23 protein-coding genes are annotated in these 26,355 nt (G+C 72.7%); 12 read left to right on the top strand and 11 right to left on the bottom strand.

What is annotated here, in order from left to right:
* Window positions 1-240: 240 nt before the first annotated feature.
* A complete protein-coding gene (locus PS271_RS11320) occupies window positions 241-480 on the top strand; it encodes a hypothetical protein (protein ID WP_398381832.1) in 240 nt (79 codons plus the stop codon).
* Between the two features lie 567 nt (window positions 481-1,047).
* Entirely contained in the window at window positions 1,048-1,299 is a 252-nt protein-coding gene (locus PS271_RS11325; RefSeq protein ID WP_398381833.1) for a hypothetical protein, read from the top strand.
* Between the two features lie 26 nt (window positions 1,300-1,325).
* Here the strand turns inward: PS271_RS11325 and PS271_RS11330 are convergent, their stop codons facing one another.
* Window positions 1,326-1,757 carry a pyridoxamine 5'-phosphate oxidase family protein gene (locus tag PS271_RS11330; protein WP_398381834.1) on the bottom strand — a complete coding sequence of 144 codons (432 nt, stop codon included), beginning with the start codon at window positions 1,755-1,757 and terminating at the stop codon, window positions 1,326-1,328.
* Window positions 1,758-1,867: 110 nt separating this feature from the next.
* Window positions 1,868-3,658: a FadD3 family acyl-CoA ligase gene (locus PS271_RS11335; protein ID WP_398381835.1), complete on the bottom strand. Its 1,791-nt coding sequence runs from the start codon at window positions 3,656-3,658 to the stop codon at window positions 1,868-1,870.
* Between the two features lie 162 nt (window positions 3,659-3,820).
* On the opposite strand from PS271_RS11335, the gene PS271_RS11340 reads away from it, so the two are divergent.
* From PS271_RS11340 to PS271_RS11350, 3 genes are read left to right on the top strand one after another with little or no spacing between them, the layout of a single operon-like run.
* Window positions 3,821-5,017: a lipid-transfer protein gene (locus PS271_RS11340; protein WP_398381836.1), complete on the top strand. Its 1,197-nt coding sequence runs from the start codon at window positions 3,821-3,823 to the stop codon at window positions 5,015-5,017.
* A gap of 4 nt (window positions 5,018-5,021) precedes the next feature.
* On the top strand, window positions 5,022-5,489 hold the full coding sequence (locus PS271_RS11345) for a Zn-ribbon domain-containing OB-fold protein (protein WP_398381837.1): 468 nt from the start codon (window positions 5,022-5,024) through the stop codon (window positions 5,487-5,489).
* Window positions 5,486-6,292: an enoyl-CoA hydratase-related protein gene (locus tag PS271_RS11350; protein WP_398381838.1), complete on the top strand. Its 807-nt coding sequence runs from the start codon at window positions 5,486-5,488 to the stop codon at window positions 6,290-6,292. Before PS271_RS11345 ends, PS271_RS11350 begins: the two co-directional genes overlap by 4 nt.
* Before the next feature lie 42 nt (window positions 6,293-6,334).
* Here PS271_RS11350 and afsK read toward each other — a convergent pair whose 3' ends face one another.
* On the bottom strand, window positions 6,335-8,866 hold the full coding sequence (gene afsK / locus PS271_RS11355; protein WP_398381839.1) for a protein serine/threonine kinase AfsK: 2,532 nt from the start codon (window positions 8,864-8,866) through the stop codon (window positions 6,335-6,337).
* A 490-nt stretch (window positions 8,867-9,356) separates the two neighbouring features.
* Between afsK and PS271_RS11360 the strand changes: the two genes are divergently transcribed.
* Complete coding sequence (locus tag PS271_RS11360; protein ID WP_398381840.1) at window positions 9,357-10,004, top strand: TetR family transcriptional regulator; 648 nt, start codon at window positions 9,357-9,359, stop codon at window positions 10,002-10,004.
* Window positions 10,005-10,192: 188 nt separating this feature from the next.
* On the opposite strand, the gene PS271_RS11365 is transcribed toward PS271_RS11360, so the two are convergent.
* Entirely contained in the window at window positions 10,193-10,660 is a 468-nt protein-coding gene (locus PS271_RS11365) for a nitroreductase family deazaflavin-dependent oxidoreductase (protein WP_398386808.1), read from the bottom strand.
* Between the two features lie 29 nt (window positions 10,661-10,689).
* Window positions 10,690-11,964 (bottom strand): acyl-CoA dehydrogenase family protein, encoded by a 1,275-nt coding sequence (locus tag PS271_RS11370; RefSeq protein WP_398381841.1) that lies wholly within the window; start codon window positions 11,962-11,964, stop codon window positions 10,690-10,692.
* Window positions 11,965-12,052: 88 nt separating this feature from the next.
* Here PS271_RS11370 and PS271_RS11375 point away from each other — a divergent pair, with 88 nt between their 5' ends.
* Both PS271_RS11375 and PS271_RS11380 read left to right on the top strand, forming a co-directional pair.
* The gene (locus PS271_RS11375) at window positions 12,053-13,231 is read left to right on the top strand and encodes a thiolase C-terminal domain-containing protein (protein ID WP_398381842.1); all 1,179 of its coding nucleotides are present in this window, start codon (window positions 12,053-12,055) and stop codon (window positions 13,229-13,231) included.
* 42 nt (window positions 13,232-13,273) lie between these two features.
* Window positions 13,274-13,969, top strand: coding sequence for a pyridoxine/pyridoxamine 5'-phosphate oxidase (locus PS271_RS11380; protein ID WP_398381843.1), 696 nt, complete (start codon window positions 13,274-13,276; stop codon window positions 13,967-13,969).
* On the opposite strand, the gene PS271_RS11385 is transcribed toward PS271_RS11380, so the two are convergent.
* The gene (locus PS271_RS11385) at window positions 13,912-14,406 is read right to left on the bottom strand and encodes a Zn-ribbon domain-containing OB-fold protein (RefSeq protein WP_398381844.1); all 495 of its coding nucleotides are present in this window, start codon (window positions 14,404-14,406) and stop codon (window positions 13,912-13,914) included. The two genes, PS271_RS11380 and PS271_RS11385, sit on opposite strands and share 58 nt — an antisense overlap.
* 189 nt (window positions 14,407-14,595) lie before the next feature.
* On the opposite strand from PS271_RS11385, the gene PS271_RS11390 reads away from it, so the two are divergent.
* The 3 genes from PS271_RS11390 to PS271_RS11400 all read left to right on the top strand — a co-directional run bounded on the left by PS271_RS11390 (window position 14,596) and on the right by PS271_RS11400 (window position 18,551).
* Window positions 14,596-16,821 (top strand): acetate--CoA ligase family protein, encoded by a 2,226-nt coding sequence (locus tag PS271_RS11390; protein ID WP_398381845.1) that lies wholly within the window; start codon window positions 14,596-14,598, stop codon window positions 16,819-16,821.
* Between the two features lie 37 nt (window positions 16,822-16,858).
* On the top strand, window positions 16,859-17,749 hold the full coding sequence (locus PS271_RS11395; protein ID WP_398381846.1) for an enoyl-CoA hydratase/isomerase family protein: 891 nt from the start codon (window positions 16,859-16,861) through the stop codon (window positions 17,747-17,749).
* Window positions 17,750-17,861: 112 nt separating this feature from the next.
* Window positions 17,862-18,551, top strand: coding sequence for a flavin reductase family protein (locus tag PS271_RS11400; RefSeq protein WP_398386810.1), 690 nt, complete (start codon window positions 17,862-17,864; stop codon window positions 18,549-18,551).
* A gap of 46 nt (window positions 18,552-18,597) precedes the next feature.
* On the opposite strand, the gene PS271_RS11405 is transcribed toward PS271_RS11400, so the two are convergent.
* Both PS271_RS11405 and PS271_RS11410 read right to left on the bottom strand, forming a co-directional pair.
* A complete protein-coding gene (locus PS271_RS11405; RefSeq protein ID WP_398381847.1) occupies window positions 18,598-19,671 on the bottom strand; it encodes a hypothetical protein in 1,074 nt (357 codons plus the stop codon).
* Between the two features lie 147 nt (window positions 19,672-19,818).
* On the bottom strand, window positions 19,819-21,180 hold the full coding sequence (locus PS271_RS11410; RefSeq protein ID WP_398381848.1) for an MFS transporter: 1,362 nt from the start codon (window positions 21,178-21,180) through the stop codon (window positions 19,819-19,821).
* 299 nt (window positions 21,181-21,479) lie between these two features.
* Here PS271_RS11410 and PS271_RS11415 point away from each other — a divergent pair, with 299 nt between their 5' ends.
* Window positions 21,480-22,490 carry a GlxA family transcriptional regulator gene (locus PS271_RS11415; protein ID WP_398386812.1) on the top strand — a complete coding sequence of 337 codons (1,011 nt, stop codon included), beginning with the start codon at window positions 21,480-21,482 and terminating at the stop codon, window positions 22,488-22,490.
* Between the two features lie 27 nt (window positions 22,491-22,517).
* On the opposite strand, the gene PS271_RS11420 is transcribed toward PS271_RS11415, so the two are convergent.
* From PS271_RS11420 to PS271_RS11430, 3 genes are all read right to left on the bottom strand, one after another.
* Window positions 22,518-23,588, bottom strand: a complete 1,071-nt coding sequence (locus PS271_RS11420) for an alcohol dehydrogenase catalytic domain-containing protein (protein ID WP_398381849.1) — start codon at window positions 23,586-23,588, stop codon at window positions 22,518-22,520.
* Between the two features lie 70 nt (window positions 23,589-23,658).
* Window positions 23,659-25,182, bottom strand: coding sequence for an aldehyde dehydrogenase family protein (locus tag PS271_RS11425; RefSeq protein ID WP_398381850.1), 1,524 nt, complete (start codon window positions 25,180-25,182; stop codon window positions 23,659-23,661).
* Complete coding sequence (locus PS271_RS11430) at window positions 25,179-26,342, bottom strand: acyl-CoA dehydrogenase family protein (protein WP_398381851.1); 1,164 nt, start codon at window positions 26,340-26,342, stop codon at window positions 25,179-25,181. The genes PS271_RS11425 and PS271_RS11430 overlap by 4 nt, the downstream gene beginning before the upstream one ends.
* Window positions 26,343-26,355 lie beyond the last annotated feature (13 nt).

Here is a 26,355-nt window from a genome sequence, read left to right on the forward strand (position 1 = left end):
AGGCCCGGGAAAACGCTGTCACGTGCCCGTTCATCGATCGTTTATCGCAACAGGGCAGTCTGAGTGCTGTCGATCCGTCGCGTCGGGGGGCAGACGGGTCGTAGGTGAGGCCTCACCTCAGGGGTGATCAGCCCCAGTCCCCGTCCGGCGGCCATCGGGGGAGTCGCCGGGCGGGTTCTGCATCCCAGCACCAACCCCTCACGCCAAACGACTCGCACCGACCCATCGGAGTTGATCGCTATGAGCGACGAGCGCAAGCTCACGCCAGGCGTGGCCACACCGCAGGACGACCATCCCACCGGGGGAACGTTCACCGCGGGGCAGCAGTTCGCCCCGCCGCCGGACGACCACGCCACCATCGGTGAGCCCGTCATCCTCAAAGAGAGCAAGGTCCTGAAGAAGAAACCTCTTCCGGGCGATGAACTGGTCGTCATGGACGACCACCCCACGGGGGACAAGCCCACATCCGGGCTGATCTGATCGGGCTCCCGGGGCGGGGGATTTCTGGCCGGAAACATCGGCGGGCAGGAATTCCCCGGCCGGGGGCTTAGGGGGAGAGCACGACACGGGAACGTTCCGGGGGAGGAAGATCCGCAGGGAACGCACCCGAGCACGACGTACGACGGGGGAACCGTACGGGGGAACAACGGGGGAACGCACGACGGGGGAGATCCAACGGGGGATTTCCAACGGGGGTCGTCCGACGCAGAAATGAGCGGAACGGGGGGCGTCGGACGGGGAGAAAGGCGCCACAGCACGGGGGAACGTACGGGGGACACGTACGGGGGAACCACGGGGGATCGCACAACAACTGAAAAAGGGAAGGTCCAACGGGGGACTGTCAGGGGCCGGCGTCGGCAGCACGGAGGGGAAGCCGTCGACGCCGACCCCTGCGGTCTTGCGCCCAGGCGCGCAGAACTGCAAGCAAATGGAGCGGAGTTCCGTCACACACTTCGGTCCGAACGGCGGACGCAGCCGTCCTCACCCGCTACGTTCACCGGCACGTGCACCATCACCGCAACACCCCCCGAATCAGAGGAGTGGGAAATGAACGGTACGAGCAGGCGCGCGAAGAAGGCCCTTGTCATAGCCGCGATGGCCGCCATGGCCGGTGCCGGGGCACTGGCCACGGCCGGCCCGGCAGCCGCCGACGACCACGGGACCAAAGCGACGTCGGTGCAGCTCACGCAGCCGATCGGTGGCGACGACCACGGCACCGGTGGCCGCGACGACCACGGCACGGGCGGCCGTGACGACCACGGCACCATCTGGGCCGGCCCCGGCGCAGCGGCGTACTAGACGGGCAGCGGCACCGGCCCGGCCGGTCAGCTCGCGCCACCCAGGTCGGCCGAGTGCCAGTGCCGCGGCCGCATCCTGATCGCCACGACCGCTTCCGGGTCGGCCATGATTCTCTCCACGTGCGCGTCCACTGCCGCTTCCGTCGGCAGATAACGGGCAGCGATCTCCCTCGCCAGCTCCTCCGTCGCCGTTTCGAGCGACACGAGCTCGCCCTCGACGGAGACGTACCGGTACGTCGGAGACGTCTGGTCCACCAAGAGCGTGAATCGCCCGGCATCGGCAATGAGCTGCGCTTTGCGGGAGGCGCGGCCGGTGACAAGCACGACCTCACCGCCCGGACGGTAGAGATACCAGACGGGCACGTTCACCGGTCCGCGTCCCCCGCCCGCCTCGACGGCGATCGCCGCCACGCGCCGGCCGGCCAGGAATTTCTCACGGTCTTCGACGGACAGCGGCATTGCATCCACCTCGTTCGCACTCGGGGCTCCGAGGGCCATCTTCACTCCGTGCCCCGCGCAGCGCCGTCGGCCGCGCCGCTGTTCCCTCTCATTGCCCCGTCATACGTCCCTCATTCGTCTTCATCGGCTTCACCTTCACGGGCTTCGCCTTCACGAGCTTCGTCGTCACGGGCCTCCTCGTCACGGGCTTCGTCTCCACGGGCTTTGTCGTCATCGGCCATGAGGCCCTTTGTTTCGCCGGGCGGCCGCAGTCCGCCCTTGACCACCTTGCCGGAGGCGTTCCGCGGGAGCCCGGGAACGAACTCCACCTCGCGCGGCACCTTGTACGCGGCCATCTCGCGCCGCGCCCAGGCGATCAGCTCGTCCGCGGACGGAACGGGACCGCCGGCCCTGCGGACCACGTACGCCCTGCCGACCTCGCCCAGCCGCCGGTCCGGCACGCCGACGACGGCGGCCTCGGCTACGCCCGGGTGCCGGGCGAGCAGCCGCTCCACCTCCGCGGGGTACACGTTGAAGCCCCCGGACACGAACATGTCCTTGACCCGGCCGGTGATCCGCAGATTGCCTTCACCGTCCAGCACGCCGATGTCGCCGGTGTGCAGCCAGCCGTCCGCATCGATCGCCTCCGCCGTGGCCCGCGGATCCTCGAAGTAGCCGGACATGACCTGATAGCCGCGCACCAGGATCTCCCCCGCCTTGCCCGGTGGCAGCGCCTTCCCGCCGACCCCGACCACCTTGACCTCGGTGTCCGGCAGAGCCCGGCCCGCGGTGCCCGCGACGACCTCGGCGGGGTCGTGGCGCCGGCACATGGTGACGACACCGGTGGCCTCGCTCATCCCGTACGCCGTCAGGACCGTGGGAATGCCGGCCTCCGCCCGCAGCCGCTCGACCAGCCCCGGATCGACGGCCGCCGCCCCCGTCACCACCAGCCGCAGTGACGAGAGCGCGCACACCGACCGGGCCGGGTGATCGAGCAGCGCCTGGTGAAGGGTGGGCGGGCCGGGCAGCACGGTGATGCGCTCCGCCGCGATGCCGGCCAGCACCGTGTCCACCGCGAAGACCGCCTGCGGCACCATCACCGCGCCGCGCATGAGGCAGGCGAGCACCCCGGCCTTGTAGCCGAAGGTGTGCGAGAACGGGTTGACGATCAGATAGCGGTCTCCTCTCCGCAGTCCCGCAAGGTCACACCAGGCACCGAAGGTGCGCAGGGTCTGGGCGTGGGTGACGAGCACACCCTTGGGCTCGCCCGTGGTGCCGGAGGTGAAGATGATGTCCGAGGGTGCGTCGGGGCTGACGGCGTTCGCCCGGGCCCGTACGGCCCAGGCCGGCACCGCGTCCCCCGCGGCGACGAACTCCTTCCACGTCCGGAAGCCCGGACCCGCCGGTGCGTCCTCGGCCAGCACGACGACCTGCTCCAGGTGCGGCAGCCCGGGCAGGGGCGTCGCCCTCTCCTCCTCCGTCTCCGCACGGCTCCGCCGGCGGTGGCGGCCGCGGTCGTCAGCCGTGCGGACACCGCCGGCCGCCCGCCGCAGCGCGGCGACGTAGGACGTGCCCAGGAAGGTGCCGGTGACGAAGAGCAGCTTCGCCCGGGTGCGCCCGAGCACCTGGGCGGCCTCGGTTCCCTTGAGCCTGGTGTTGACCGGGACGAGGACCGCTCCGGCCGTCACTGCTCCCAGGGCGGAGACGATCCAGTCGAGCGTATTCGGCGCCCAGACGGCCACGCGGTCGCCGGCCTGGACGCCCGCCGCGAGGCACCCGGCGGCGGCCCGCTCGATCCGGGCGGCGAGCTGCTCGTAGCCGATCCTGGTCCGGCCCTCGACCACGGCCTCGCGGTCGCCGTAGCGCGCGGCGGCCGTGCGGACCAGCCGGGGTATGGACATGAACTCCAGGTCTCCGCGCATCGCGTGCCCTCCCCGCCACCCCGGCCGGCCCAATGCTGACTATTCGTCAGATTAGCGATACCCTTCCGCGCTGTCAGCAGGGGAAGCAGCGGTAGCAACGGCAGCAGCAGCGGTGAGGGAAACCGTGCCGTCAGCAGCGCTGGAACCAGTGCGGAGGCGACGATGGCCACGAGAAGCACGACACCTGCACCTCCCCCGGCCCGCAGGGGCTCACCGGCGCTCAAGGACGCCACCGCGATCGTCGGCATAGGTCAGACCCCCTTCGCCCGCCGGCTCGAAGCCTCGGAGAAGACCCTGGCTTGCCGCGCGATCCTCGCCGCGCTCGACGACGCGGGCATCCCCCCTTCCCAGGTCGACGCCTTCGCCTCCTACACCATGGAGGAGACCGACGAGGTCGAGGTCGCCAAGGCCATCGGTGCGGGCGACATCACCTTCTTCGCCCGGACCGGATTCGGCGGCGGCGCCTCCTGCGCGACCGTCGCCCACCTCGCCGCGGCGATCGCCACCGGCCAGGCGTCCGTCGGCGTCGCCTGGCGCTCCCGCAAGCGCGGCTCCGGCCCCCGCCCCTGGCGCAACACCCGGACCCAGCTGCCCACCCCCGCGCAGTGGACCCGCCCGTACGGGCTGATCCGCCCGGCCGACGAGATCGCCATGCTCGCCCGCCGCTACATGCACGAGTACGGCGCCACCCGCGACCACTTCTTCAACGTCGCCCGCGCCTGCCGCAACCACGCCGCCCGGAACCCGGCCGCCGTCATGCACGGGCGCCCGCTCACCCGCGAGACCTACATGACCTCGCGCTGGATCAGCGAACCCCTCTGCCTCTACGACAACTGCCTGGAGACGGACGGCGCCCTGGCCTGCGTCGTCGTCTCCGCCGACCGCGCCCGCGACTGCCGCCGCTCCCCCGTCTACGTGCACTCCGCCGCGCAGGGGCTGCCCGCCCAGCACCACGGCATGGTCAACTACTGGAACGACGACCCGCTCACCGGCCCCTCCTGGACCGCCGCCCGGCAGCTCTGGAAGGCGGCCGACTTCGGCCCCGCCGACATCGACGTCGCCCAGATCTACGACGCCTTCACCCCCCTCATCCCGCTCTCCCTGGAGGGCTACGGCTTCTGCGGGCGCGGCGAGGGCCCGGCCTTCACCGAGGACGGCGCCCTCGAACTCGGCGGCCGGCTCCCCCTGAACACCGGCGGCGGCGGGCTCAGCGAGGCCTACGTGCACGGCTTCAACCTCATCACCGAAGGCGTCCGGCAACTGCGCGGCACCTCCACAGCGCAGGTGCCCGGCGCCGCGACCTGCCTGGTCACGGCGGGCGAGGGCGTCCCCACATCGGCTCTGCTGCTGAGGAGTTGAGCTCATGTCCTCCATGATGAGGGGCACCACTGACAACGGGCCGCTGCTGCCCGAGCCCGACGACGACGGCGCGCCCTTCTGGGAGTTCGCCGCGCGCGGCGAACTCCGCGTCCAGGCCTGCGGCCTCTGCCGTGAGCTGCGGTTCCCGCCACGCCCGTGCTGCCCGCGCTGCCAGTCCTTCGACAGCGACTGGCGGCGGATGAGCGGCCACGGCCGCATCTGGTCGTACGTCCTGCCCCACCCGCCGCTCCTGCCCGCCTACGCCGCGCGGGCCCCGTACAACGTCGTGGTCGTGGAGCTGGCCGAGGCCCCGCGCATCCGCCTCGTCGGGAACCTCGTGGCGGCGCCGGAAGCGGACATCAACTCCGTGGACCCCGAGCAGCTCTACATCGGCGCCCCCGTGCGCGTCACGTTCGCCCGGCTCCCCGGCGGCTTCACCGTGCCGCGCTGGCTGCTGGAGATGACGCCGTGAGCGGCAACAGCAGCGGTAGCAACAGCGGCAACGGTCCCGGCGTACGGGCGGAAGTGCACGCCGACGGCGTCGCCCTCGTCACTCTCGACCGGCCCGAGCGGCACAACGCCCTCGACCTGGCGGCCGCCGCCGAACTCAGCGCGATATGGCGCCGGTTCCGCTTCGACGACACCGTCCGGGCCGTGGTGCTGACCGGCGCCGGCGACCAGGCCTTCTGCACCGGCATCGACCGCTCCTCCACCGTCCCCCAGCCGGGCTCCCCCTACTCGCTGGACGATCCCTTGCGCGCCATCGGCCCCAAGTCGGCCGACCTGTGGAAGCCGGTCGTCGCGGCGGTCGGCGGAATGGCGTGCGGCGGGGCGTTCTACCTGCTCGGCGAGGCGGAGTTCGTCGTGGCCGCCGAGAACGCCGCCTTCTTCGACCCGCACACGACGTACGGCATGGTCAGCGCTTACGAGACGATCCACATGGCGCAGCGCATGCCCTTCGGCGAGGCCGCCCGCCTGGCCCTGATGGGCACCGCCGAGCGGCTCTCCGCGCGGCGCGCGTACGAGATCGGCCTCGTCTCCGAGCTGACCGCGCCCGGCGAGGCCGTCGCCGCGGCCCTGCGCGCCGCCACGGTCATCGCGGCCTACCCGACGGAGGCGGTCCAGGGCACGGTGCGAGCGCTGTGGGCGGCGAAGGAGGCGACGCGGGAGCGTGCCCTCTCCCTCGCGCCGCACCTGATCACCCTGGGCAACCTGCCCCCGGAGGAGCAGGCACGGCTGTTCGCCTCGCGGCAGCGAGGGCACCGGCTGCGCTGAGCGGCGCCGGCAGCAGCGGGCGCCGCGCCGCAGCGCGCACCATCAGCGGCGGGAGGACGCCATCCCGGTGCCCTTGGCCGCGTCCAGTGCGTACACGCAGCGGTCCTTGCTGCACGCGTACACCACGCCGCCCGCCGCCACCGGCGAGCCGGTGATCTCCCCGCCCGTGGCGAGCTTCCACCGCAGCTGGCCGCCCGCCGCGTCCACCGTGTAGAGACAGTGGTCGGCGGAGCCGAAGTGGATGCGGCCGTCGGCGATGACCGGGGAGCCCACCACGTCGCCGCCGGCCGCGAAGCGCCACTTCGGCGTGCCGGTGACCGCGTCGAGCGTGTAGAGCGCCCCGCCGCTGCCCAGGTGGACGGAGCCGGCCGCCACCAGCACGGGCTCCGTGGACTGCCGGGCCTCGGTGGCGATGCGCCAGCGGTCGCGGCCGGTGGCGGCGTCCAGGGCGTAGACGGTGCCCAGGTAGTCGGCGATGTAGACGCCGCCTCCGGTGACGGCGGGGCCGGGGGCGAAGGCCGGCGGGCTGAGGAACACGGCGGGCGCCTCGAAGCGCCAGCGCACGTCACCGCGCGCCACGTCGATGGCCAGCACACGCGTGCCCGCGGCGACGTAGACGACGCCGTCGGGGCCGGCCAGCAGCCGTACGGGCACGCCGCCGCAGGAGGCGGTGTCGCCCACCGGATACGACCAGCGCTCGGCGCCGGTACGGGCCTCCAGGGCCCGCAGCCGGGCGTCGGCCCAGACGTAGACCACGCCGTCGTGGACGAGCGGCCCGCAGTCCGGCGTCTCGAAGTCGGTCTGGGCGCCGCCCATCTCCCACAGCAGCTCGCCGTTGGCGGCTTCCCAGGCCTGGACGCCGCCGCCGCGGGTGCCCGTGACGACCGTGCCGCGCTCGGCCCGCAGGGAGTAGACCCAGCCGTCGGTGGCGAGGCGCCAGCGCTCGGCGCCGTCGGCCGCGTCCAGGGCGTAGAGCGTGGGACCGTCGGAGGCGTGGATGCGCCCGTCGGTGACGGCCATGGCCCAGGCCACGTCACGGGTCTTGAACTGGCGCCGCCCGGTGGCCACGTCGAGGGCGTGCACCTCGAACGAGGTGACGTACAGCAGCTCGCCCGCGACGGTGGGCGTGCCCCAGACGTCGTTGGACATGCGGAACCGCCAGGGCCGCCAACGGCCCTGGTCGCCGGGCGCATTGGTGGCCGCGTCAGCCGCGGGGCCCGTCGCCTGGGCGGGCACGGAGGGGGCGGGCGCAGTGGCGGGCACACCGGCCGGCGGGCGCACCCAGCCCGTCGCCGGACCGGTGCCCGCCTGGGAGTGGGAGTCGCGGCCGTCGGCGACGCGGGGGCCCGGGCCGATGGGGACCTGCGAGCCCGCGAGCCGGACGGACCCGTCGTGCGCGGGCGGCGCCGCATAGCGGGCCGGAGGGGCGTGCGGTGCCGTACCAGCTCCGGCGCGGGATTCGAGCGGGGCGCTCAGGCCGCCGCGCGGGTCGTGGCCGGCGGGCATCGGGGAGCGGCCGGTGCCGCGCCCGTCACCCCAGGCGGGGCCGCTGTGGGCACCGGGGCCCGACGGGTCGTAGGGAGGCGCGGGGGTGGGCGGCTGCGCGGGGCGCGGAGGGGCGGCGGCCCGGCCGCGGCCGCCCGCCCTGCCGGTGGTGGCGGCCGCCGCGGGCCGCTGGCCGGCGCGGCGCTGCTCGATGAGCGAGACGGCGTTGTCCGGCAGCCAGGCGGAGGCCGTGCCGCTGTCGTCGCCCCCGCCGGAAGCGAAGAGGTGCGGGGCCAGCTCGGCCTGGAGGTCGGCGGGGCTGGGCCGGTGCTCGGCGGCCATCTGCATGCACGAGTCGATCAGGGGCCGCAGCTCGTCGGGCAGGCCGCTGAGGTCGGGGCCCTCGCGGAGCAGCATGAAGACCGTCTCCACGGGGTTGGCGCCGTGGAAGGGGGCGTGGCCGGTGGCCGCGAAGACGAGGGTGGAGCCGAGGGAGAAGATGTCGCTGGAGCCGGTGACGCTGCGGGAGTCCCGCGCCTGCTCGGGCGACATGTAGGCGGGCGTGCCGACGGCGACGTTGGTCATCGTCAGGCGGGTGTTGGAGACGCCGGAGGCGATGCCGAAGTCGATGACGCGCGGGCCGTCCTCGACGACCAGCACGTTGGACGGCTTGAGGTCGCGGTGGACGAGGCCGGCGCCGTGGATGGACTGCAGCGCCTCGGCGATGCCGGCCGCGAGCCAGCGCACGGCCTGGGCGGGCAGGGGCCCGCACTCGTTGACGATCTCTTCGAGGGAGGGCGCGGGCACGTACGCGGTGGCGAGCCACGGCACGGCGGCGCGCGGGTCGGCGTCGACGACGGCCGCGGTGTAGAAGCCGCTGACCGCGCGGGCCGCCTCCACCTCGCGGGTGAAGCGGACCCGGAAGAGCTGGTCCTCGGCGAGCTCCGTGCGCACCGTCTTGATCGCCACCCGCCGGCCGGACGCCGAGCGGGCCAGATAGACCAGCCCCATGCCACCGGCACCGAGTCGGCCGAGCACCTCGAACGGGCCGATCCGTCTCGGGTCGTGCTGCGTAAGCTGCTCCACCACTGACCTGCCACCTCCCCGTCGGGGCTTGAAGGGTTTCAGCCCCGTGCAGCGTCTCACCGCGAATTATCCCGGGGTACGCATGCTGATTCTTCCTGGCGAACGACGCGGTGGCGAAACCGGGTCGCGCTTCACCTTCTCTCCACCACATGCGGAACGACTCGTCCCGCGCCTCCTGACCCCGCTTCCCGTACGCGACCCGCCGCCGCCCCCGGGAGCTTCCGCCATGCCCCGCGGGGTGTGTTCACGCATGCCACCGTAGCGGGCGAAGGGGGTGTTCCGGCGGACCTGTGGACAACCGTGCGAAGGGTCTCCGGCAGGCCTTGTCCACAGCCTGTTGATAAGACGATTCACCGGTACGGGCCAATCCCCGGCGATCTTTCCACGGCCCCCCGTATACCGCCTGAGCTGGCCTTACACCCCACTCCGGACCCCTGCCCCCATTTGCATGCGGCCGAATCGCGCTCCGATCACCCCTCGGTAAGCTGACGGCATGACAGGACAAGTACGCACCGTCGACGGCCGCGTGGCCGGTCGGCGCGGCCAGGCGACGCGGCAGAAGCTGCTCGACTGCCTCAGCGAAATGCTCAGCTCCTCTCCCTACCGCGACGTCAAGGTCATCGACGTCGCCCGCAAGGCCGGCACCTCGCCCGCGACCTTCTACCAGTACTTCCCGGACGTCGAGGGCGCGGTCCTCGAGATCGCCGAGGAGATGGCGAAGGAGGGCGCGAGCCTGACCGAGCTCGTCGCCGGGCGGTCCTGGGTCGGCAAGTCCGGCTGGCAGGCCGCCGAAGAGCTCGTGGACGGCTTCCTCGGGTTCTGGCGCAAGCACGACGCCATCCTCCGGGTGGTCGACCTCGGGGCGGCCGAGGGCGACAAGCGGTTCTACAAGATCCGCATGAAGATCCTCAACGCCGTCACCAGCTCCCTCACGGACTCCGTCAAGGAGCTCCAGACCAAGGGCAAGCTGGACAAGGACGTGAACCCCGCGGCGATCGCCGGTTCGCTCGTCGCCATGCTCGCCGCGGTGGCCTCGCACCAGAAGGGCTTCCAGAGCTGGGGCGTCAAGCAGGCCGAGCTCAAGCCGAACCTCGCCCTCCTGGTCCACCTGGGCATCACGGGCAAGAAGCCGGCGAAGTAGCAGCCGGCAAGCGCGGAAGCCGGCGAGGCAGTGCTTCGGCACGCTCCAGAGCACTCCGCCACCTCATACGTCTGCGCGCCCGTATCCCTGCAGGTCCTGTCATCGCAGCGGCGGGCCCCCGCCGGCAGAGCCCGGAGGGGGCCCGCCGCCGTGATTTCACCCGCTTCCGGCCCGCTGCCTCCGCCCCGTCACCGCTCCTCCAGCCGGAACAGCCGGATCTCCCGTTCCACGCGCGCCTGGTAGCGCGCGTACGGCGGCCAGAACTTCACCACGTCCGCCCACACGGCCTCCCGCTCGGCGCCGCTCAGCAGCCGCGCCCGCACCGGCACGTCACGCCCCTTCCAGCTGATCTCCGCCTCGGGGTGCGCCTTCAGGTTCGCCGTCCACGCAGGGTGGCCCGGACGCCCGAAATTGCTCCCGATGAGCACCCATGCCGCCGGAGGCGCCGACCTCGGGCCCTCCGGCATGCAGGCGAGCGGCGTGCGCCGCGGCAGCCCGGTGCGGGCACCCGTCGATGTGAGCACCAGGCTGGGCAGCAGGCGGGCGCTGAGCAGCTTCCTGCCGCCCGTCAGCCGGTGCACCGCACGGTCCAGGGCCGGAACGCAGTGCGGCGCGATCCTCGCGAACGTACGGGTCGACGAGACCCGCTGCACCATGCGCTCCACGCGCTCCGCCGCGGCGCCCTTCACGAGGCCACCGCTTCCCGGTCGGTCCGCCCGGCAAACAGCCCGGCGAGCTCCGCGGCCCGGGCGCGCAGCCGCTCCGGTGGTCCGAAGAGCAGGCCGTCGGAAGCAGCCCGTTTGAAGTACAGCTGGATGTCGTGCTCCCACGTCACCCCGATCCCTCCGTGCAGTTGCACGGCCTCCGCGGCGACGGATTGCAGCGTCTCCAGGGCCTGTGCGAGAGCGACTCCTGCGTCTGCCGCGGCTCCTTCGACCACCTCGGCCCCGGAGGGGCCTTCTGACGCGCTTGAGCCGCCCTGCCCCGGGGCGGATGCCTCCCCTGCCGCCCAGGCCGCGTAGTAGGCGGCGGAACGCGCTGCCTGCACGGACACGTACAGGTCGGCCAGGCGGTGCTTGACGGCCTGGAAGGAACCGATCGGCCGCCCGAACTGCTCACGTGTCCGCACGTGTTCGACCGTCCGCTCCAGCGCCCGGCCCGCCGCACCGACGGCCTCCGCGGCCAGCATCGCCGCGACGCTCACGCCCAGCCGGGCCAGCGCCTCCGAAACCGCGCCGTCCGCGCTGCCGAGGAGGTCGGCTTCCGTGTCCCGCAGCTCGACGCGGGCCTGCGGCCGCGTCTCGTCCAGGGCGGTCAGGCGCGTACGGCGCAGCCCGCGGACCACACCGGGCCGCAGCACGAACAGCAACGTGCGGCCGCTGACGTACCCGCCCGCCCGCGCGGCGACCAGCAGCAGCCCCGCACTGTGCCCGTCGAGGACCTGCGCCGCCTCCCCGTACAGCCGCCAGCCGCGCCCCTCCCCCGCCTGCCGTGCCTGGATGCCGCCCGCCCTGCCGCCCCCGGCCCACGCGCCGCCCGGGGGCCCGGTGAGGCCGAGCGCGGCGGTGAGCGAGGCGCAGGGCAGCGCGAGGGCCCCTGTCAGCTCTCCGGAGGCGATACGGGGCAGCAGCTCCGTCCGCTGCGCGCGCGTGCCCAGTGCGGCGACCAGGGGGGCGACGAGACCCGCCGTGGCGAGCAGCGGGGACGGCAGCAGCACCCGGCCCGTCTCTTCGCAGGCCAGGGCGAGCTCCGTGGGACCGCAGCCCACGCCTCCGTAGTGCCGCTCGACGGCCAGCCCGGGCAGCCCCAGCTGCTCGGCCAGCTGCCGCCACAGCGCCTCGTCGTGGCCGGTGCGGGTGCGGACGGCGGCCCGGAGCTCCTCGGGCCCGCAGCGCTTGAGCAGCAGCTCGCGCAGGGTACGCCGGATCTCGCCCTGCTCCTCGGTGAATGCGGCGTCCATGGGCAACACCCTCCCGGGATCTGACGGGCCGTCATGGTAAGTGCGTCAACCCGACTTTCCCAGCCCTTATCTGATGTAGCGTCAGTTCATGACTGCTGTCCGCCGCACACGCAGGGTCGCCGTCGTCGGTGTCGCGCTCTCGGACTGCGGGCGGGTCGACTCCGCCACGCCCTACGACCTACACGCGCAGGCGGCCCGGCGCGCCCTGGCCGACGCCGGGCTCGCCAAGGCCTCCATCGACGGCCTGGCCTCCGCCGGGCTGGGCACCCTGGCCCCCATGGAGATCGCCGACCACCTGGGGCTGCGACCCGCATGGGCCGACTCGACCTCGGTCGGCGGCGCGACCTGGGAGGTCATGGCGGCCCACGCCGCCGACGCCATCGCCGCAGGCCACGCCAACGTCGTTCTCCTGGTCTACGGCTCCACCGCCCGGGCCGACATCAAGGCCGGCCGCCGCACCGCGGGCCTCGCCTCCGGCACGCGCGGCCCGCTGCAGTTCGAGGCGCCGTACGGGCACACGCTCATCGCCAAGTACGCCATGGCCGCACGCCGCCACATGCACGAGTACGGCACCAGCCTTCAGCAGTTAGCCGACATCGCCGTTCAAACCCGCGCCAACGCATCGCACAATCCGCACGCCATGTACCGCGACCCGATCACCATCGACGACGTCCTGGACGGCCCCCTGATCGCCGACCCGTTCACCAAGCTCCAGTGCTGCATCCGGTCCGACGGCGGGTGCGCCGTCCTGCTCGCGGGCGAGGACTACGCCGCGGACGCCGCCCGCCCGCCGGTGTGGGTGCTGGGGGCCGGCACGGCCGTGTCCCACACGGCGATGTCGGAGTGGGAGGACTTCACCGTCTCCCCCGCCGCCCGCTCCGGCCGTGCGGCCTTCGAGCGCGCGGGGATCACCCCGGCAGAGGTGGACGTGGCCGAGCTGTACGACGCGTTCACCTATATGACGCTGGTGACCCTGGAGGACCTCGGCTTCTGCGCGAAGGGCGAGGGCGGCGCCTTCGTGGAAGACGGCCGGCTGACCGTCGGCGGCGAGCTGCCGGTCAACACCGACGGCGGCGGCCTCTCCGCCTGCCACCCCGGGATGCGGGGCCTGTTCCTCCTCGTCGAGGCCGTACGGCAGCTGCGCGGCGAGGCCGAGGAGGGCCGCCAGGTCCGCAGGCGGGACGGGGACCTCCCGAAGATCGCCGTCGCCTCGGGCACGGGCGGCTGGTTCTGTTCCGCGGGGACGCTGGTCCTGGCACGCGACTGAGCGCGCCCGGCGCGCAGCCCCCGCACCGGGTTGGATGGCCCCATGAGCAACGCAGACGCCTCGGGCGACACCCGTCAGCAGGACTTCCGCGCCCTCCTGCGCTCCCTCCCCGTGTGGGACACGGAGCTGCCGCACTTCGACCCCTCCACCGCCCCGGCCGACCCTCTGCACCTTTTCCATCAGTGGCTGTCCGAGGCGGCCGCCGCGGGCTCCCCGGAGCCGCACACGATGACGCTCGCCACCGCGGACGCGACCGGCCGCCCCTCCGTACGGACCCTGATCCTCCACGACGCCGATGAACACGGCTGGCACTTCGCCACCCACCGCACGAGCCGCAAGGGCCGTGAGCTGGCGGTGCGACCGGAGGCGGCGCTGGGCTTCTACTGGCCGGCAGTCGGCCGCCAGGTCCGTGTCCAGGGCACGGTGACGGCCGCGGGCGCCGAGGAGAGCCGGGCGGACCTGGCCGCGCGGTCCACGGGCGCGCTGGCGGCAGCGCTCGTGGGCAGGCAGAGCAAGGTGCTCCCCTCGTACGAGGAACTGGAGCGGGCCTCGGACGCGGCCTGGGAGCGGGCCCGCCGCGAGCCGGACGCCCCGGTCGGCAGCTGGACGCTGTACGTCCTGGAGGCGCAGGAGGTCGAGTTCTTCCAAGGCGACGCCCGGCGCCGGCACGTACGCCTGAACTACCGCCGCAGCCCGTCCGCGGAGAGCGGCTGGACGACCGAGCTGCTCTGGCCCTGAGCGGATGCGGGGCAAGGCGTGAAGACCGGCACGGAAAGGGGTGACAGCCCGGCCGGCAGTTCCCCGTCCAGCTTCCGGAAGCTCACGGTGAGCGGCATACCGATGCGCAGCTCGCCCTCCTCGCAGCCGACGATTTCGGTCATCATCCGCGGGCCTTCGGCGAGGTCCACCACGGCCGCCGTGTAGGGCAGCCGCCCGCCGAAGGGCGGCAGGTCGTTCACATGGACCACTGACCAGGTGTAGAGCACGGCCCGGCCGCTCGCCGTCTCCCAGACGACGTCCTCGCTCCAGCAGCGCGGGCAGAACTCCCGGGGATAGTGGTGCGCCCGCCCGCAGCCGGCCGCGCGGCACCGGCGTATGAGCAGCCTGCCCCGGCCCGCCGCTTCCCAGTAGGGGCGGGTGAAGGCGTCGGCTTCCGGAACGTCGGACCGCGGCACGGTCGGCGCAGGCGGCCGATTCGCATGCACTGCCTCAACCCCCTTGCATTTCCGGGCCTCTTTACGGGAATCAGCCTTGCCCCGGCCCTCCGTTTGTTTGCCCGCAGCGCCATTCCTGACAGAACGTCAGATCTGTAGCCTGACTATACGTCAGCTTGTCGGCCATTGAGCAGGAGTGGACGAGACACGATGCTTGGATCGACTCACGGCACCCTCACCACCACCTCCCGTCCGGCCCGCGTGGTGGCCTGCGGCGAGCGTCCGGGCCCCGCCGTCCACGGCCGGGCCGACGGCACCGAGGACGTCGACGTCAGCGGCAGGCCGCTGCGCTCGGACATCCCCGACCTGGACCGGCTCTTCCGCCCCGAGACCGTCGCGGTCGTCGGCGCCTCGGACGCCGAAGGCCGCCCCAACACCGGCATCACCCGGCAGCTCCTCGCCTGGTCCGAACGCGTCGGCGCGCGCCTGCACCCCGTGCACCCCACCCGTACCTCCGTCTTCGGCATCCCCTGCCATCCCTCCGTTCGCGACCTGCCCGAGCGTGTCGATCTCGCCGTCCTCCTCGTGGGCGACCCGCTCCCCGTACTGGAGGAGCTCGACGGCGCCAAGGCCGCCTTCGCCGTGGCCTTCGCCGGCGGATTCGCCGAGACCGGACCGGCGGGCGCCGCCGCCCAGGCCGTCCTCGCCGACGCCGCCCGCCGTTCGGGCGTCCGCCTCCTCGGCCCGAACACCAACCTCAACGCCTTCGAGCACTTCCGCGAGGACCTCGACGGCCCCGCCATCGCGCTGATCACCCAGTCAGGCCACCAGGGCCGCCCGGTCTTCGCCCTCCAGGAGCTCGGCATCCGCCTCTCCCACTGGGCGCCGACCGGCAACGAAGCGGACCTGGAGTGCGCGGACTTCATCTCCTACTTCGCCACCCGGCCCGAGGTCGGAGCGATCGCCGCTTATGTGGAAGGGCTCAAGGACGGCCGCTCGTTCCTGCTCGCCGCGGACAGAGCCGCCCGCCACAAGGTGCCCGTCGTGGCCGTCAAGGTCGGCCGCACCGAGGCCGGCGCCCGCACCGCCGCCTCCCACACCGGCAAGCTGACCGGCGCGGACGACGTGGTGGACGCCGCCATGCGGCAGTTCGGCGTGATCCGCGTCGACAGCCTGGACGAGCTGCAGGACACCGCGGCCCTGCTCGCCCGCGCCCGGCCGCCCAAGGCTCCCGGCGTCGCCGTTTACTCGATATCGGGCGGCACCGGCGCCCACTTCGCCGACCTGGCCACGGCCGCCGGCCTCGCGCTCCCAGCCCTTTCCGTAGCCAAGCAGGACGAGCTCCACCAGTGGATACCGGAGTACCTGAGCGTGGCCAACCCCGTCGACTGCGGCGGCCACCCCGTCGGCGACGAGCGCGGGCGCAAGATCATCGACGCACTGCTGGACGACCCCTCCGTAGGCGTCCTCATCTGCCCCGTACCCGGACCCTTCCCGCCCATGAGCGACCGGCTCGTCGGGGACCTCGTCGCGGCGGCGGAGCGGACGGACAAGCTGGTCTGCGTCGTCTGGGGCTCCCCGGTCGGCACCGAGGACGCCTATCGCACCACCTTGCTCGGCTCCTCGCGCGTGGCCACCTTCCGCACCTTCTCCAACTGCATCACCGCCGTACGCGCCTACCTCGCCCACCACCGCTTCACCGACGCCTACCGCTCCCCCTTCGACACCGCGCCGCGCACCCCGTCCCCCTCGGCCCGCAAAGCACAGGAGCTCATGCGCCCGGGCGAGCAGCTCAGCGAGCACGCGGCCAAGCAACTGCTGCGCGCGTACGGCATACGCGTGCCGCGCGAGCAACTGGTGACCAGCGCGGCCGCCGCCGTCCGGGCCGCCGGTCTGGTGGGCTATCCCGTGGTGATGAAGGCGTCGGGCCCGCAGCTCGCCCACAAGACCGAACTGGGCCTGATCAAGGTCGGCCTGACCTCGGCCAGCCAGGTCCGCGACGCCTACCGCGAGCTCACCGACATCGCCCGCTACGAGGGGCTGCCGCTGGACGGCATCCTCGTCTGCCAGCTCGTGGGGCGCGGGGTGGAGATGGTCGTCGGCATCTCGCCCGACAGCCTGTTCGGCCCGACCGTGACCGTAGGCCTGGGCGGGGCGCTGGTGGAGGTCCTGCACGACACGGCCGTCGCCGTGCCGCCTTTCGGGGAGCACCACGCCCGCGCGATGCTCGGAGAACTGCGCGGGCGCGCCCTGCTCGACGGCGTCCGGGGGGCGCCCCCGGCCGACGTGGACGCGCTCGTGGAGACCGTCCTGCGCGTCCAGCGCATGTCCCTGGAGCTGGGCGGGGCACTTGCCGAGCTCGACATCAACCCTCTGGTGGTGCTGGAGCGCGGGCAGGGCGCCGTGGCCCTGGACGCGCTCGCCTTCTGCCACTGAACAGCGCGCGGCAGCGCGTAGAAGCAGGAGAACCCCCATGTCCCTCTCCCCCCGTGACAAACCGCGGGACAACCCGCTCGAGCACAGCGGTCCCGATGACTCAGTGATACTCCACACCACTGACAACGGGGTCTCGTGGATGACCCTCAACCGGCCCGAAGTCATGAATGCCATCGCCCCTGAGCAGCGGGAATGCCTGATTTCCGAGTTGCTCCGAGCCTCCGCCGACCCGGGCGTCAGAGCCGTCGTCATCACCGCCACGGGCGCCGCGTTCTGCGCCGGGGCCGACCTGCGCGCCACCCCTTCGAGCGCAATGGACCCGGCCGTCCCGGGCGTATCGGCCGCCTCCGTCGCCTCGGGCCGGCTGCCCGGCGACGTGGCTCGTACGATCCGCCGGGGCGCGCAACGGCTGATCGCCGCCGTACTGGACTGCGAGAAACCCGTGATCGCCGCCGTGAACGGCACCGCCGCCGGCCTGGGCGCCCACCTCGCGCTGGCCTGCGACCTCGTCCTGGCGGCCGAATCCGCCACGTTCGTCGAGGTGTTCGCCCGCCGCGGCCTGGTACCTGACGGCGGCGGCGCGTATCTCCTGCCGCGGCTGGTGGGGCCGCAGCGGGCGAAGGAGCTGATGTTCTTCGGGGACGCCCTCACCGCCGCCGAGGCGGAGCGGATGGGGCTGGTCAACCGCGTCGTGGCCGGAGCGGGGCTGGCGGCGACGGCCAGGTCGTGGGCCGAGCGCCTGGCAACCGGCCCCACGCGGGCGCTCGCCCTCACCAAGCACCTGGTCAACACCTCGCTGGACAGCGACCGTACGGCGGCGTTCGCGGCGGAGGCCGCCGCCCAGGAGATCAACATGACGACGGAGGACGCACAGGAGGGCGTCACGAGCTTCCTCGAACACCGCAGCCCCGTCTATCGCGGACGCTGACCCCGCCGAGGGCCATCGCGGGAAAGACCGCCCCAGGAATGCAGGAATGACCGCCGCAGTGCCGTCACAAACCCTTCAAAGCTGACGCTCCATCACCTTCAATGGATCCATGATGGGACACGCAGGCATGGCCGCCCTCGCCGTCCGCTATCTGCGGCCCGCCGGCCCACCGGCCCCCGGGGCGCGGCAGCCCGACCCGATGCCCCGCCCGGCGCTGCGGGCCGTCCGTGCGGACGAGCAGCCCCCGCCCGCGCCCGGGGAGCTGCGCCGCGTCCTCGGCCGGTTCGCCAGCGGCGTCACCGTGATCACCGCGCCCGGAGCCGGCGGCGAGCCTCCCGCCGGCTTCGCGTGCCAGTCCTTCGCCTCGCTCTCCCTCGACCCGCCGCTCGTGGTCTTCATGGTGGGCCGTACGTCCACGACGTGGCCGCGCATCGCCCGCGCCGGCGTCTTCTGCGTCAACGTCCTGGGCGCCGGACAGGGCGCGCTCTGCCGGGCCTTCGCGGCGAGCGGCGCGCAGTCCGCCGACAAGTTCGCGGGAGTGCGGCACAGCCCTGCGCCCGTGACGGGCTCACCCTTGCTCGCGGGCGTGCCCGCATGGGTCGACTGTGAGATCCACGCCGTGCACACCGGCGGGGACCATCTCATCGTCGTGGGGCGCGTCGAGGCCCTGGGCGCGGAGGAGGACAGGGACACGGAGGGGGGTGGAGGCGCAGAGAGGGGTGAGGGAGGTGACGCGGATCAGGGCGGGCCGCTGGTCTTCCACAGGAGTGCGTTCGGGACGTTCACCGCGTTCGAGCCGTGACGCCTTACGCCTGCCTCCCTAGTGCGCCTCGCCCGATCGCCCTTCCTCACTTCTTGTGCTTGGCGATCTTCGTCAGTACGTACCGCTTGCCCGAGCCCGGCTTGCCGATCTCGTGGTAGAGCCGTGGCTCCTTGACGGTGCCGCTGACGCTCCAGCGGCGCTTGAGATCGCACGAGCCGATGCGCAGGGACACGCCCTCGACCTTCCCGTCGTCCTTCACCGGCTTCCACGTGCCCGCGCCGTCGCAGTCCTTCGGCTTGTCCTTGCCGGTGCCGTCCCACGCGTAGTTGTCGAGCCCGTCGGCCACCGCCGCGCCGTCCTCGGACAGCCTGACGGTCCCGCCGCGGCCGTCGGTCCAAGCCCCCGCCAGCTGCTCCGTGTCGAATCGTGGCGGCTGGTAGACGCTGACCAGGCCGGTGCCGTAGACCCCCGCACCCACCGCACCGACGGCGAGCCAGGCGAGCGCTCCGTCACGCAACACCCTCCGGGCCATGCGCGTGGGCCGCCCCTCGCGGACCCGCCGGCCGGCGCCTCCGGCGATCAGGGTGGCGGGCAGCAGGGCGACGGTGAGGAAAGCCCACCACAGGAGGTACTTCACAGGGGACGCCAAGGAGAGGCTGCCGAGCGCCGCCACCCCGCCGAACACGGCCACTGCGGCGGCCGACACGACGGGCACCGCTGCCGCGTTCCACAGGGGGCCCTCTCGGCGCCCGAGGCGCCCGGTGACGCGCCGGGCGAGCGCCAGGGCGGGCATGACGGTCACAGCCGTGACGAAGCCGCTGACGAGGACACCGAGCAGGGCTACGGCGAACAGGGCGGCGACAATCACCATGACGCCGTGGGGCAGACCTTCGTGCTCACGCGAGAGCATCACGAGGACCCCGAGAGTCCCCGCGACTGCGGCCTCCGCGCACAGCCCGGCCATCGACGCGCAGAACGCCGCGCCGAAGCCGTCAGGGTGCATCACACGTCCCTGCGTGCGGGGCGTCTCCTTGGAGCCGGGCTCTGCTCCCGCCCCTGCCCCGGCCGGGGACACGCCTTCGGCCCCGTCTCCGGGCTCCGCCTTCGCCTCGGACGGCACCGCTTCCGGTATCGCGTCCGGCTCAGCCTGCTGTGTCATCACTCCCCCTCTCTTAAAGAAGGATTCCCCACACGGCTGCGAGGTTGCTTTTGCTGACTGAATGATCCGCATCGGCCCCGACTTGCCCCGATGCGGATGAGCCGGACGCGGTACGGCGCAAGGCCCCTGCGCCGATCGCAGCAGGGATCACGCCGAGGCTGTGACCGGCAGCCCGGGCGCGGTCCGCGGCCGCCTCCGGATGATCAGGGCCATGAGTGCCGCCACGGCGCACAGCGCTCCGGAGGCGTACCAGACGACGTCGTACGAGCCGAAGGCGTCGCGGGCCGCACCGCCGAGGAAGGCCACCACGGCGGCACCGACCTGGTGGGAGGCGAGCACCCAGCCGAAGACGATCGCGCTGTCCTCGCCGTAGTGCTCGCGGCACAGGGCGATGGTGGGCGGCACGGTGGCGACCCAGTCGAGTCCGTAGAAGACGATGAAGAAGATCATCGGAGGCTGCACGGTGGGCGCCAGCAGCATCGGCAGGAACATCAGGGAGATGCCGCGCAGCCCGTAGTAGACGGCCAGCAGCCTGCGCGCCTCGAACCGGTCGGTGAACCATCCGGAGGCGATGGTTCCGACGACGTCGAAAACACCGATCACGGCAAGCAGGCCCGCGGCCGCCGTCATCGGCATGCCGTGATCGTGCGCGGCCGGCACGAAGTGGGTCTTCACCAGTCCGTTCGTGGTCGCGCCGCAGATCGCGAAGGTTCCTGCGAGGAGCCAGAACGGGCCGGTGCGAACAGCCCCGAGGAGCGCCCTGACCGCACGCCGCGCGGCGCCGGGCGCGGGCGCCGGTTTCGGTACGGGGAGGTCACTGCCGTAGGGGGCGAGGCCGACGTCCGCAGGGTGGTCACGCAGCAGCAGCCACACGAACGGCACGACGGCGAGGGCGGCGACGGACACCGTCACGGCGGCCGGCCGCCAGTCGTGGTGTTCGACGATCCAGGAGAGCAGGGGAAGGAAGACCAGCTGCCCGGAGGCTCCGGCCGCCGTGAGGATGCCGGTGACGAGGCCGCGCCGGGCGGTGAACCACCGGTTGGTCACCGTCGCCGCGAAAGCCAGGGCCATCGAGCCGCTGCCGAGCCCGACGAGCACGCCCCAGCACAGCACGAGCTGCCAGGCGGCCGTCATGAAGACCGTCAGCCCGGCACCGGCCGCGATCACGGCGAGGGCGCAGGCGACGACCTTGCGGATGCCGAAGCGGTCCATCAGGGCGGCGGCGAACGGCGCCGTGAGCCCGTACAGGGCGAGGTTGACGGAGACGGCGAACCCGATCGTGCCGCGCGACCAGCCGAACTCCCCGTGGAGCGGTTCGATCAGCAGGCCGGGCAGCGAGGCGAATCCCGCCGCGCCGATGATCGTCACGAAGGTGACGGCGGCCACCGACCACGCGCGGTGGATGCGGCGCCGCCCGGGGCGCGTGGCGGTGGAGTCCGGGCCTGCGGCAGCGGGGGCGGGGCCTGCGGCGCTCTCCGGGTGGGTGGGACGTCCGGTTGTCTGGGTCACGCCCTCAGCATCGGGAGCGGCTTCCGGCACGACGAGTGGCCGAAGGGACAGCATCCGCAAGGATCGGGCCACTAGGATGGCCTGCTGACAGGAAGACCATCCAGGCGGATCTACGGTCCCGGCGGGCTTGTCAGTGGCAGGCCGTACGGTGACGAAACCGTCTCGTGCACGCGCCGGAGAGACGGGGAGAACGTCGTGGGTGGCGGACGGAACGCTTCGGGGGCGAACGAGAGTTGACGCAGCAGACCACACAGGCGACACAGGCCGCACCGACCACGCAGGCCGTACCGATCAGCAAGATCACACGCTCCGACCAGCACCCGGACGCCCCGCCGCACAAAGTCGCCGTCCTCGCCCTGGGCGGAGTGATCCCCTTCGAGCTCTCCATCCCGTACCGGATCTTCGGCAAGGCCACGACCTCGTCCGGGGAGCCGCTGTACGAGGTGGTGACCTGCGCGCTGGCCGCCGGGCCGGTCCCCACCGACGCCGATTTCTCCATCAACGTCGATCTGGGCCCGGAGGCCCTGGCCGAAGCCGACACGGTCATCGTCCCCGCCTCGTACGAGTTCGGGCCGCCGTACGACGAGGGTCGGCTCGGCGATGAACTGGCCGCCGCCCTGGGCCGCATACGTCCCGGCACGCGCATGGTGTCGATCTGCACCGGCTCGTACATCCTGGCTGCCGCCGGCCTCCTCGACGGGCGGCCCGCCACCACGCACTGGTCCAGCACGGAGCGCTTCCAGCGCATGTTCCCCTCCGTGCGCGTGGACGCCGACGTGCTGTTCGTGGACGACGGCGACGTGCTGACCTCGGCCGGGGTGGCCTCCGGTATCGACCTCTGCCTGCACATCGTGCGGCGTGACCACGGCACCGCCGTCGCGAACGAGGTGGCCCGGCGCAGTGTCGTCCCGCCGCACCGCGACGGCGGTCAGGCGCAGTACATCCAGCGGCCGGTGCCCGAGCCCCAGCTCGCGACGACCACGGGGGCCCGCGCCTGGGCCCTGGGGCGGCTGGAGCAGCCGATCCAGCTGCGTGACATGGCCGAGCAGGAGGCCATGAGCGTACGGACGTTCACGCGCCGCTTCCGTGAGGAGGTCGGCATCAGTCCGGGCCAGTGGCTGACGCAGCAGCGTGTCGAGCGCGCGCGGCACTTGCTGGAGGACAGCGACCTGTCCGTGGACCAGGTGGCGCGGAGCGCCGGGTTCGGCACGGCCGCCTCGATGCGGCAGCACTTGCAGGCGGCGCTCGGCGTGTCCCCGACGGCCTACCGGCGCACGTTCCGTGCGGTGACCGACACCTCCCGCCGCTGAACGGCCGGAGGCCACGGCACGGACGGGTCAGCGGAAGGTGAGAACAGCGCGGGAGACCCGTCCGTGGCGGGTGTCGTCGACGGCGCGGGCGAAGTCCTCGACGGGGTAGGTCTTGGTGACGAGTTCGTCCAGGAGGAGGCGTCCTTCCTGGTAGAGCCCGGCGTAGAGGGGGATGTCGCGCTGGGGGCGGGAGGAGCCGTAGCGGCAGCCCAGGATCGCTTTGTCGAGGAAGAGGGAGTCGACGCGGAACGACGCCTCGGCCCCGGCGGGCGGTACGCCGAGCAGCACCGCCTGCCCGTGCCTGCCGAGGAGGTCGACCGCCTGCCGGACCAGCCCGGTGTCGCCGACGCATTCGAAGGCGTGGTCGGCACCTTCCGGGAGGATCTCCCGGACGGCCGCCGGGCTGCCGGGGGCCGTGGAGGCGTCGACGAAGTGGGTGGCGCCGAACTGCCGGGCTGCCGCTTCCTTGCGCGGGTCGGCGTCGACGGCCACGGCGACGGACGCCCCGGCGATCCGGGCGCCCTGGAGGACGTTGAGCCCGACGCCGCCGGCGCCGATGACGACGACCGATTCGCCGGGGCGGACGCGGGCACGGTTGAGTACGGCGCCGACGCCGGTCAGGACGCTGCAACCGATCAGTGCCGCCGAGGTCAGCGGCATGTTGCCGGGAATCTTCGCCGCTTGGACGGCTTTGACGACGGTGCGTTCGGCGAAGACGGAGCTGGAGGCGAAGTGGAAAAGCCGCTCACCCCTCCGGGTGAAGGGCCGGGCGGGTTTGCCGAACGACTCACGGCACATCGCCGGGCGGCCCCGGCCGCACTCTCCGCAGACACCGCAGGCGGCGAGCGTTGACAGCGTCACGTGATCGCCGGGCGTGAGGTGCGCGACGCCGGGGCCGATCGCCTGGACCACGCCCGCGCCCTCGTGCCCGAGAACCACGGGGACGGGATACGGGATCGCGCCGTCGATGACCGAGAGGTCGCTGTGGCAGAGCCCGGCGGCGGCGACCGAGATCAGGACCTCGCCCGGGCCGGGCTCCCGGACCTCCAGATCGTCGGTGACCAGGGGGTGTTTTCCGTCGAAGATGACGCCTCGCACGGCTGGGTCCTCTCGGAGTGGGAAGGGACGGGGCGGCGGGTCGCGGCTGCTGCGGACGGGTTCGCGGGGCTCAGGAAGCCCAGACGACCGACTGGAGTTCGCTGTAGGCGTGCAGTGCGAACGAGCCGCCGTCCCGGCCGACTCCGCTCTCCTTGAAGCCGCCGAAGGGTGTCTCGGGGTGCCGCTGCGCGGTGTTGATGCCGACGTTTCCGCTGCGGAGGCGCGCGGCGACGGCCCAGGCGCGGGCGGTGTCCGCACTGAACACGTAGTCGTAGAGGCCGTAGGACGTGCTATTGGCGATGCACACGGCGTCCTCGTCGTCCTCGAAGGGGAGGGCGACGACGACCGGCCCGAACAACTCCTCACGAGCGACGACGCTTTGGGGGGCGACGTCGGCGATCAGGGTAGGAGCGACGTAGAAGCCGGGCTTGATGTCCGGGCGGGTGCCGCCGGCGACGATGCGCGCGCCTTCCGCCCTGGCCCGGGCGATGTACGCCTCCACCCGGTCGCGCTGGGCGGCGGAGATCAACGGGCCGACCACCGTTGAGTTATCCACAGGGTCCCCGACGATCAGCGTCCGCGCGTAACGTTGGAGACCGGCGACGACCTTCTCGTACAGCCCGCGCTGCACGAGTACGCGGGTCGGCGCCGTGCAGATCTGTCCGCTGTGGAAAGACCAGACCGAACCGACCGCCCTCATGACCGACTTGAGCACGTTCTGGTCGGCATCCCCCAGGACGATGGCCGCGCCCTTGCCGCCGAGCTCGAGAAGGGTGCGCTTCATCGACCTCCCCGCGGCCTCGGCGATCTGTTTTCCGACGGTGGTGGATCCGGTGAAGCTGATCATGTCGACACCGGGGTGGGCCACCAGCGCCTGCCCCGTGCCCGGCCCCGAGCCCGTGACGATGTTGAAGACGCCGTCCGGGAGGCCGGCCTCCCGGAGGATCGGGCCCAGCGACAGACAGCACAGGGGATCCTGCGGCGCCGGTTTGGCGACGACAGCGTTCCCCATGGCCAGAGCGGGTGCGAGCTTGCCCGCGAGGTTGACGAGCGGAAGGTTGTAGGAGGTGATGCAGGCGACGACGCCCACCGGGCGTCGGACCGCGGCGGCGCCCATCAGGCCGCCGGGTGCCAGCGGGCTGCCCTGGACGGGGTGCGGCGCGAGCGGGAGGACCGCCGGCTCGACCGCCCCCCGGGCGTAGCGGCGGAAGCGCTCCACCGTCATGGGCAGCTGCAAGGCCGAGGTGACGCGCACCGTCGCGCCCGTCTCGGCCTGGAGCAGAGGCAGGAGCTCCGCTCCGTGTTCACTGATCAGTTCCGCTGTCCGGTTCAGTACGGCCGCGCGCTCGCGCGGGTCGGTACGGGACCAGCCGTCCTGCGCGGCCTGTGCGGCGGTCACGGCGGCGGCGACCTCGGCGGGGGTCGCCTCCGGCGCCGCCCCGACGACCTGTTCGGTCGCCGGATTGACAACTGGATAGTGCCCCTTTTCCGGCGTACGCCACGACCCGCCGATCCAGTTCCCGTACGCCTTCGCGCCGTACGCCGTCGTCCCGGTTTCCGCCGCCCCGTTCCCCGTCGTGCCGTTCGCCGTCATGGACGAGGCTCCTTCGGCAGGCCGAGTACGCGCTCGGCGATGATGGTGCGCTGCACTTCGGCCGACCCGCCGTAAATCGTGTCGGCCCGGGAGAAGAGGAACAGGCGCTGCGAGGCGTCGAGTTCGTAGGGGTGCTCGTCGCTCCAGTCGTGGGGACCGAGAGCGGCGGACGGGCCCTGCACTTGCAGGGCCAGTTCGCCAAGGCGCTGGTGCCAGCTGCTCCAGAGCAGTTTGGCGACGCTGGGCGCGCCGGGGAGGTCTGTGCCGCCCAGGGTCCGCAGGGCAGTCCAGCGCATGGTCCGCAGCTCGGCCCATTGCCGTACGAGCCGGTCGCGCACCGCCGGTTCCGCTGCGGCTCCGGTCTCCCGGGCGAGGCGGACGACGCGGGCGAGCTCTTCGGCGAAGCCGATCTGCTGGGCGAGGGTGGCGGGCCCCCGCTCCCGGCCGAGGAGGTCCATGGCGACCCGCCAGCCGTTTCCCTCGCCGCCGAGCACGTGGGCGGTATCCGCCTCGGCTCCGTCGAAGAAGACCTCGTTGAAGTCGGCGCACCCGGTGAGCTGCCGGATCGGGCGGACCTCGATCCGGCCGGGCTGGTCCATCGGTACGAGAAGGAGGGAGAGACCGTGGTGCCGGCGGGAGCCCTCGGTGGTGCGGGCGAGCAGGAAACACCAGTCGGCCTCGTGAGCGAGTGAGGTCCACAGCTTCTGGCCGGTGATGCGGTAAGTGCGGCTGCCAGGATCCCTGACGGCGGCCGTGCGTACGGCGGCGAGGTCGGAGCCCGCGCCGGGTTCGCTGTAGCCCTGGCACCAGATCTCCTCGCCACGGGCGATAGCGGGGAGGAAGCGGGAGCGCTGCGCAGGCTCTCCGTGAGCGATGAGGGTGGGGGCGAGGAGGTGCTCGCCCATGTGGCCGAGGCGGGCGGGAGCGCGAGCGCGGGAGTATTCCTCGGCCCAGACGACCTGCCCGGTCAGGGGCGCGGTGCGGTTGCCGTAGGCGCCGGCCGCGCAGTCCCAGCCGAGGCCGATCCAGCCGGCGGCGCCCAGTTCGCGCTCCCAGGCACGACCTGCGGTGGGCGCCGGTTCCACGGCGAGGTGGCCGGTGAGCCAGGCTCGCGCTTCCTGCCGGAGGGCTTCGTCGTCCGGCCCGAAGGAGAAATCCATGAGTGGCTCCCCG

Source organism: Streptomyces sp. SCA2-17 (genome assembly GCF_044336695.1).